Source organism: Pseudomonas sp. 05T35 (genome assembly GCF_056396605.1).
On record NZ_JBFTLU010000905.1, the window covers coordinates 1 to 574 of the forward strand.

The window sequence follows — 574 nt, forward strand, 5'->3', positions numbered from 1 at the left end:
GAGCCTGCTCGCGATAGCGGTGGGYCATTCAACATTGATGTTGAATGKTATGCCGTCATCGCGAGCAGGCTCGCTCCCACATGGATTGCGCTTAACTGACAGGCACCGGACAGAACGGAATCACTCACTGATCCGTTTCGCAATTGACCATCCATGGCACCCCGAAACGGTCAACCAGCATGCCGAAGCGTGCGGCCCAGAACGTCGCCTCCAGCGGCATTTGAATGGTGCCCTGGTCTGCCAGTGCGGTAAAAATTCGCTCGGCTTCAGCGATGCTGGTGACATTCAGCGAAACAAAGCAACCGTTGATGCCGTGGTAGGGCCGCTCAGGTGTGGTGTCGGACCCCATGAGGACCTGGTCGCCGACCACCAGCCGGGTATGCATGATCAGGTCATGGCTACTCGCCGGAATTTGATCGCGAGCCGGCGACTCACCGAAGGTCATCATCATTTCAAGTGTGCCTTGCAGGCATTGCGCGTAGAACGTGAAGGCTGCTTTGCAATCACCGTTGAAGATCAGGTAGGGATTGATTTTCATCGTCAGCTCCAGGAACGCAGAGGGAGAGGGCACTGT

1 protein-coding gene is annotated in these 574 nt (G+C 56.6%); it reads right to left on the minus strand.

The window, feature by feature from the left end; translation table 11 throughout:
• Positions 1 to 124: 124 nt before the first annotated feature.
• On the minus strand, positions 125 to 538 hold the full coding sequence (locus tag AC1DH9_RS30605) for a VOC family protein (RefSeq protein ID WP_427537133.1): 414 nt from the start codon (positions 536 to 538) through the stop codon (positions 125 to 127).
• Positions 539 to 574: the final 36 nt, after the last annotated feature.